Source organism: Frankia sp. AgPm24, from assembly GCF_023243055.1.
Classification (GTDB): Bacteria; Actinomycetota; Actinomycetes; order Frankiales; family Frankiaceae; genus Frankia; species Frankia umida.
The window spans coordinates 1-7986 of record NZ_JALKFW010000027.1 but is presented as its reverse complement, the minus strand read 5'-3'; the positions used below and the strand labels follow the sequence as shown (position 1 = coordinate 7986).

The window sequence follows — 7986 nt, the reverse complement described above, 5'->3', positions numbered from 1 at the left end:
GTCCTCACATCCCACATCCACCGCAGACCCTCGACACGACCCACAAGTCGCTACCCAGCAAACTTGCCGCAGCCCTGGGTCGCCAAGGCCCGCGAGCGTAGGTGTACAACAGGATCATGCCGTCGCAGGATGCCGTCGCCTTCGAGCACGAGGCCATTGAGGGCCTGTGCCTTGGGTGCGGGTGATGGTCGCCTCCCGCCGCTGGGGGCTGCGACCTGCTCCTGCTCCTGGTCCTGGACAACTACGCCACCCGCCAGATTCCGGCGGCGAAGAACTGGCTGACCCATCAGCCACGGCTCCACCCGTACTTCACCCCGACCTCCGTGTCGTGGATGATCCTGGTCGAGCGTTGGTTTCGCAAGCTGACCACCGCAAACTGCGCCGCTCGGCGCACCGGACCGTCGTCCCCCTCGAAGCCGACATCCGAAATTTGATCAACGCTCGAAACGAAAACCCTGAGCTATACATCTAGATCGAGATCGTCGACAAAATCCTGGAGACCCTCGCTGCCTACCGATGGCGAATCAACGACCCAGGGCACCAGTTAGGTGGGACGGGTGCAACTTCTGTTCAGCGAACGTGAAGGACGCGAGCGGGCACCGATCGGCGGCCTACCCGACGGAATCGTCGCGGTTACGGTGCCTGTTCGCCGAGACGGGAAGGGATACGTCCCCCGCAACCGGCGCGGTCAGCCCAATATCGACGTCGTCGATCTCATTGCGGAAGGCCCTACAAATGCCTACGAGCCACCAGCCGTGCTCGACTCGCGGGAGTTGATTTTCGCACTCGAAGCGGGACGCCGAGGCTGGGCCACGATTGTCGAATACTTCGGCCCGTCCAGAGCGCAGGAGGCGGCGATTGCCCTGGTTCGTACCGGTGGTGTAATACTCCGTTGCGCGGTCGATGATGTTCTCGATCTAGCGCAACCCCTGAGCTGGCGTCGCTCGCACTCGTGGTCGCTGATGCACATTGACATTCTGCACGACCTACGCGGTCGCCCTGACCCCGATGCGCTGCGGCGGGAACTGGTCAAACTGATGGCGGTCATTCCGCAGCTCGATGCAGAACGGGCTCTGCTAGAGGGAGTTGCTCCTGGATCTCCGCTGCGTGTACCGCCGAGCTCGGCCACATTGGCTGGAGCGTGGAGCGTCTACGAGCATGCTGTGCGCGCGGCGATCGTGTGGCTTCCCCATCAGGCAAAGAATGCGGACAAGATGACAGCCAATGATCTTGCCGGCAGGGCGTTCCTCGACTCCAAGGCTTGGACACCGGAACGGGAGGCCGCCTTCGTCAACCTCATCGGTCTCAGCTTCGACCAGGCTGTCGACAAGGCAGACACCGACCTGCGCCTCCGAGGGCCGCTCAGATGGTCACTGGGAAGTGTTGCCGCCGACGCCAGCGTCGCTGTGCCGTGGATCTCGCTTCCTGCCCGCGGATTGCGGGTTGCTGGCGATGTTGAGTGCCGGGCGGATGGCGTGCTGATCGTGGAGAATGCCGATACCTTCGAAAAGGTCTGCAAGGTTCCTGGTCTGCCCGACAAGTGGCTATGCATCTGGGGCGAAGGCTATTCCAGCGACGGCATGGTTCATCTACTGAGAGATCTCGATCGGCCTGTGGCGGCCTGGGGCGATCTCGATGCCCATGGAATCCAGATCATCAACGTTCTGGAAGGCAAGCTTGGCCGGGCGGTCTTCCCACTCGGCATGGACGTCTATCTTTGGCAGAAGACGCCCCACCGGAAGAACCAGCAGCCCAAGAGCGCCGAGAAGGACAAGAAGCTGGCTGCGAAGCTGGCCAGAATTGGCCCGGTCACCTTGCGTCCACTTGCAGCAGAGATCGCCAAGTACGGCGGATCATGTGAGCAGCAGCCCATACAGGAGCAGGTGCTGCCGCAGCTGCCACGGCTATTGCAGGACGTTCTCGAGGGCGTAGTGCATGCCTGATACCACCGCCTCGGCGGATAAGCCGCAAATCGACCATCGCCCGGCGCAGACCGATCTATTCAACTCCCACCGGGAGCAACTGTCCGGCTCCGAGAGGCGTGCGACCTGGAAAGCATTCGCAGCACCGCTCACCAGTCAGGCCGGAGCGGTAGTTGAGAATCCTGACTTAGTGGAGATGGCCGTTGCAGTCATCGGTGTCTTCTCAGAGCACCACAGCGACCACGGCATGACTTTCGCCCAGATCCGAGAGGGGCTGAGGTCACACGGAGTCGACCTGGCGCCCGGGGTTATCGAGACGCGCCTGGGGCACCTTCACACGGAAGGCTTCCTGGAACCATATCTGTCGAAGCTACACCAGGGACGGTACGTCATCCGGCCAGCTGGTTTGGTCGGGGCGCTGGCCGCGCAGCGGGTGGCAGAACACGGTGGGATTGACGAGATGGTTCTGCTCCTCGACCGCACGCGAGCAGCCCTACAGACGGCTAATCCCGACCCGCGTCGCGTATTGAACCATCTGCACACCTGCCGGTTCACGTTGACTGTGTTCGCCAAGGACCTTCAGCGGTGCGTTGCAACCGGAACGTCGGCAGAACTGATCACACTCGGCCGCCAACATGACCACAGCGGCTACACACAACAGGTCGTCGACCTGAACTCGCTGATCACCTCGCGTTTCGACGGCATATATGAGCTGGAAGACGCCGGTGCAGCGCTCATTGACGCAGAGCAGTTCTACCGCGCTCAAGTCCGAGCCGCGATTGGCAAGGTCCTTGCACACGGAGGAGCGAGTCTCAACTTCGACGTGCTCACGCCCCGCGAGTACGAAGACGCCGCCATCGACAGCACACCCGATCTACTCGCCGAGGTCGGTACACACCTCCTCGCCGACGCACCAGAAGTCGTAATCGACATCAACGCAATGATCAGAGTGCTCGATGACTATCGACCCCGGCCCAAGGACCGGTCCCGGCCAACTGAACCGCCCAGAGGTGACCAAGACCCCGACCCGATCGCCGCGATCGAGCGGGCTACGGCCGAGACGCGTCGCCGGCGTCGCCTGGGCCTCGAAGCGCTCCTGGCTGGGCGAACGGAAGCGGACTTGACGTCAGTCATGCAAACCAGTTGGCCAGCTGCGGTCCATATCCTGACTGACGCGATGGCGCTGGACGCGGACAGGAGCGAGCCGTTCGTGTTGGACATCGACCAGACGCTGCTAATCGATTCGGAGGCACCCGTCACCTACCTGCACCCTGCGCGGCTGATACGAACGGATTGCGCGCCACCCGCAACCGGTGCGATGACCGAGCATGCACAGTCGGATCGGAATGATGGAGATGTCTAGCGCCTCGGCTGCGACGAGCAGCCACGTGCAACCTGCCGAGGCTGCCGACACGGAGCCAGATCCGGGAGCGCTGCTGCTCGCCCGCATGCGGGCGAGCGGATACGTCGACGGCTCGCTGCCAGCTTCGACGGTGAGCCGAGCGATGACCGCCGCCGCAGCAGCGGACCGACGCCTCGGCGAACTGACTGACGCGAACGGTCGAACGATCCTGGTTCGTGGATGGCTCGACGGTGCTGCGCCCAACCCGGATCTACACCCGAGCGGACCGCCGAAAACGCTGCGCCCAGTCGCGAACCTCGTGTGGGCTGCGTGTCTCGGTGCGGCGTGGCCGGACCCCACCGCAAGTCCATACCCTGGACGCCACTTCTCCCGCGCCTCGGTCATTGCGACCTGCGTGGAGTTGAACGCCGACAGGAATACGGTCGTCACGGCGCTGGAAACCACACTGCCGACCGCGGGACTGATCACGCTGAACGGCGATCGCGGTGCGCTTGGCCCGGCCGCCGCTGCGCTGCCGTCGGCCATCTGGTCACAGCTACGAAGAATTCATGAGCGGCTGCCAAAATCCACGGAGCAGGACCGGCCGCCGGAGGCCGCGCCAGGCACAGAACTTGAGCCATCGACGGTGAGATGGATCACCGCCGATCCACAAGCACCGGCAACCGAATTCGACGAGAACATCCGAGAGATCATCTGCGCGCTGGAGACAGCTGAGGGGCCGATCCGGGGCGTCGACCTTCCCATGCTTGCAGATCCCGCGATTCGCGCCGCTGTCGAGACGACCCTGGCCCGATGCGGGCGGACACTGACATCTGTGGGATCGCACAGCTGGATCACCGGCTACCAAGATGCCGTCGCAGCGGCGCTCGTACGAAACCAAGTCGGCACCTTGCAACCGGCGGAGCGAGCAGTCCTCGCCCTGGTGCTACTCCACACGGTCGCCATTCCCAGAGCGCGAGGACTCAACCTCGACGACACCTGGGCCAGTAACCAGCCTGTTCAGATGGACACGCTCATCGCCAATCGGACGATCAAGCGTACAGTCGCCACCGAGGCATTGCGGGGGCTACGACGGGCCGGCTTCGTCGCTACCGCGAAGATAGGCGGCTATCTTCCAGGGCCGGCGCTGCTGCGGCTCACACCGACCCAGCGGAATCTCCTGTGGGAAGACCTGATCGTGCTCGGCCGACCAAACGGCTACATGGCCCGTCGAATCCGTGAACAACGCACGACCGACGCCTAACCCGAGAGGCTGGCTATTGCTGTGACGGCACCGACCTTCACGACCGCTAAGCTGGGGGCCGTCGGCACCAGACAACTCATCTTGGTGCAGACCCTCGACATTGCACGACTTACCGCTCACCCGGTGAGACTGATACCCGAAACCTTTATCGCTGTCACCGGCATGGGTCCCGTCGACTCCAACGAGTCTGGCAAAACCAGCTTCCTCGCCGCAGTCGCCCTGCTCCTCGGTGATCCTGAATGGCGGGTCGGCGGCAACGGTGCCGGCGCCGTGGCCTCTCTGCTGTTCGAACCGGTCACCGCGGGCATCACCGGAGCAAGCGCTGCCACGGAAGGTTACGTCGTCGGCGTATTCGCCGATCCGACGGACATCGCTAAGCCAGCCTGCACCGTCTGGATGAAGATCTCCGCCGGCACCCCCTACATCCAGGTGAAGCACGCGGCCGGGATCCACCTGGCGCCGGGATGCGACGATCGAGAACGGCACTCGAACGCCAATCGTGTGTTCCGGTCCCTGGCCAGCGAAACCTGGGGCGGTGCCGAGTTCGCAGAGAAACTCTATGGCCGAAGTCCGCGGGTCTTGGCCTACGTGGCCAGCCGCGGTCAGGTCCGCTCCCGCCCTTCGTTGCTGAAGTTGGACGCGGGAACGTTCACCCCGGAGCAGATCGGGGACGCGCTCATCGCCCTGACCGGACGAGCGAGCCTTTTCGAGCGGGACGAGCAGGACCGCCGCGGCCTGGCCAGCAAGCAGGCGGAGCTACAAACCCACGTCGACAACGACCGGAAGCAGACGGCGCGCGAGGCTGAGATTCTCCGCCAAGTAGAGGCCCGTAACGCGCTTCGCAAACAGGCCGGTGCTGCACTCAACATGTGGGACGCTAGCCTCGCTCGCGCCGTTGTGGACACATACACGCGAGCGGCATCGGCAACCTGCCTGCTGAGCAAGTCCAACGCGGCGCAAGAAAAGCTGACAGAGCAAGTCACCAGACTGGCGGCCGAGCGCGATGAACTACGCAACCTCAAGGCGCTCCAGAATGCCCTTGAGGAACGCAACAGAAAACTGACTGAAGCCAAGGAAGCCCATCAGCGAGCCATCGGGTTCGAAGGGCAATTCGTCGGCGAGTTGAACACAGTGGGAGGCCGGCTCAATAATTCACGCCAGGAGGCAGGGGGCTACGACTTGAAGTTCGATCCCCCCGCCGCCGATGCCGCCCTGGAACGCGAGGAGCGCGCTCAGGCTGTCGGTGCGGCTAAGGCCAACTTGACGGCTGCGAAAGACGCGCTCGCCGAAGCAAATCGGGCCAGGCTGGAGGCCACTCATGGCCAATTCGGCGAATCTGGAAAGGTCATCCGGCTACTCGCTGAAAAAGGTATCCCCGCGCAGTCGCTCATCGCCTCGGTACGCCTGGACACTACCTATCGTCACGAGTGGGAGGCCCGGCTCACTCCATGGCGAGAAGCGCTGGTGGTCCCACGTGACCACCTCACCGAAGCGCTGCCCCTCCTCCGTGAGCACCCTGGAACGATTCTTGTCTCGGAGCCAAACCGAGGCAGCTCGACGGACGTCGTAGCCGATCTTCCTACTGGAGTGCTCTCGGCTCCCAACGAGGCTATGGCATTTCTGGATGCGCTCAGACGCCAACACCACGCAGCCGAGCCCGTCACCCATGTGCATGCTGATCGCATCGGCCTGAGGATTATCGGTGGCTTTCAGGCACCAGTCGTCGGCCTAGACGATCTTGTCGCCTACTGGGATCGGCAGGTAACAATCGCCGATGGGGATGTCCAACGCCGCGTTGGCGAGCTTGACCAGGCCGAGAAGCTTGCCGAGCTTGCCGCCACCAACGCGTCACGCGCGCTGGCCGCCGAACAATGCGCCTCGCTGACGCGACAGCAGGACGAACTCCAACAGCGCCTGACCATCCATCGTCAGCAGATTATGCCACCATTGTCTGAGGCGGCTGACGATGCAGACGCCGAGCGACGCAGGGCCGAGACGGCATTGGCGCAACGAACTCAAATGATCAACGAGGCCAACGCCAACCTGGCGGCGGTGGAGACAGAGCTCCGCTTGCTGATGGCGGCGATCGACCGGTACAAAGTTGCCAGCCGACCGGACGACATCGTTCTCTCCGCATGGGCACGCGGCGTCGACGCCGCGCTGCGGCAACTGGGATGGCCGGCGCTCAACATCGATGGAGACTACGACGAACTCGTTGACGAGGCCGACGCGCCACTGGCGAGTGACGAAAATCCGAATGTCGAGCGCCGCACGTACTCGGTGCTTCGACAAGGCGCTCACGACAAGCTCGTCGAAGCCATTGCGAACTTCAGGGTCTACCCGGACAGCAGCGCGCCTCCGCCTTCCGACGTCGCCGAGGCCGCGAGCGATTACGCCGCAAGCCGCGACAGTTCAGGTTCCGCGTCTGCCGAACAGTTCGCCTCGACACTTGCCAGGATCATCGAATGGCTCGACGACTCCGCAGAGCGGGACGCTTCTGCCCACGGCGAGGTGAACCACGCCCGCGAGACACGGCGGAGGACCACCGAGTTCGTCAGCGAGAAATGCCGTGAACTCGAACAAGCACTTGTCATGACGCAGGACATTATAAAGCAGCGAGCCTCCTCGGCCCTGGATCGGATCAGCAATGCGCTGAATGATCTAAACCGCAACTCGGGCGGTCTCGGCGCAGCGCTCGATTACACGCTCCTCCCGCCGGACACGCCCGACAAGAAATGGGCTTGCCAAGTGGTACCGCGATGGCGCCGCAACCCGGCCGGGGCAATGCTGGCTTACGACAACGTCACCAACACGGCGCAGGAAAAACTCTTCTCGATCCATTTGGTTCTCGCCGCGCTACTCGCGGCGCCGAACCCCGAGGGTCGGGTACTGATACTCGACGAGCTTGCCGACTCGCTAGGCGCCGAACATCGTCGTGAAGTGCTCGATGCCATCGCAGGAGTGGCCCGTGAGCACAGGATAACGATCCTGGCCACCTGCCAGGATGCCATCATGTCCGAGGCAAGCCCGCACTGCGGACAAATCCTCTACTTCCACTACCCGTTCAAATCCGAGGCGCTGAACCGCCCCACAAGGATGTTCGGAGTAGATCGGCAAGGCGGCCGGGTTGAACTGACAGCAGATGCTCTGCTGGAAGGCAGAGAGCTGATGTAGAGATGGCGAATCCGACCGGGAGAGGGGCGGTTGTCCCACTCGCCCGTCCGGCGGCAATGGAGTCATCGTGCGAAGCGCAGGCTCCTGCCTTGACGGCCACCTGACCCCGGAAGTCCGAAGCACGCGGCAGGTCAGTCGGCGAACCGCGTTCCGCCGGCTAGGCCACGAGCGCGCGGACGTGCTGGACTGCCGCAGCCGGGACCTTCCGCTGGGCGTGCCGTTGGAGACACGGCCGGTCGGGATGGGAGTGTGGCGGGTCTTCGTGCCTCGTCCACGAGAGGTCG

4 protein-coding genes are annotated in these 7986 nt (G+C 63.5%); all 4 read left to right on the top strand.

Translation table 11 applies throughout. From position 1 onward, the window contains the following. Positions 1-557 precede the first annotated feature (557 nt). The 4 genes from MXD61_RS05150 to MXD61_RS05135 are packed head-to-tail and all read left to right on the top strand — an operon-like array spanning position 558 to position 7702. Entirely contained in the window at positions 558-1943 is a 1386-nt protein-coding gene (locus MXD61_RS05150; protein ID WP_248811704.1) for a Wadjet anti-phage system protein JetD domain-containing protein, read from the top strand. Beyond that, entirely contained in the window at positions 1936-3285 is a 1350-nt protein-coding gene (locus MXD61_RS05145) for a hypothetical protein (protein WP_248811703.1), read from the top strand. Before MXD61_RS05150 ends, MXD61_RS05145 begins: the two co-directional genes overlap by 8 nt. A gap of 25 nt (positions 3286-3310) precedes the next feature. Continuing rightward, positions 3311-4528 carry a hypothetical protein gene (locus tag MXD61_RS05140; RefSeq protein WP_248811702.1) on the top strand — a complete coding sequence of 406 codons (1218 nt, stop codon included), beginning with the start codon at positions 3311-3313 and terminating at the stop codon, positions 4526-4528. A 21-nt stretch (positions 4529-4549) separates the two neighbouring features. Next, positions 4550-7702 (top strand): hypothetical protein, encoded by a 3153-nt coding sequence (locus MXD61_RS05135; protein WP_248811701.1) that lies wholly within the window; start codon positions 4550-4552, stop codon positions 7700-7702. Positions 7703-7986 lie beyond the last annotated feature (284 nt).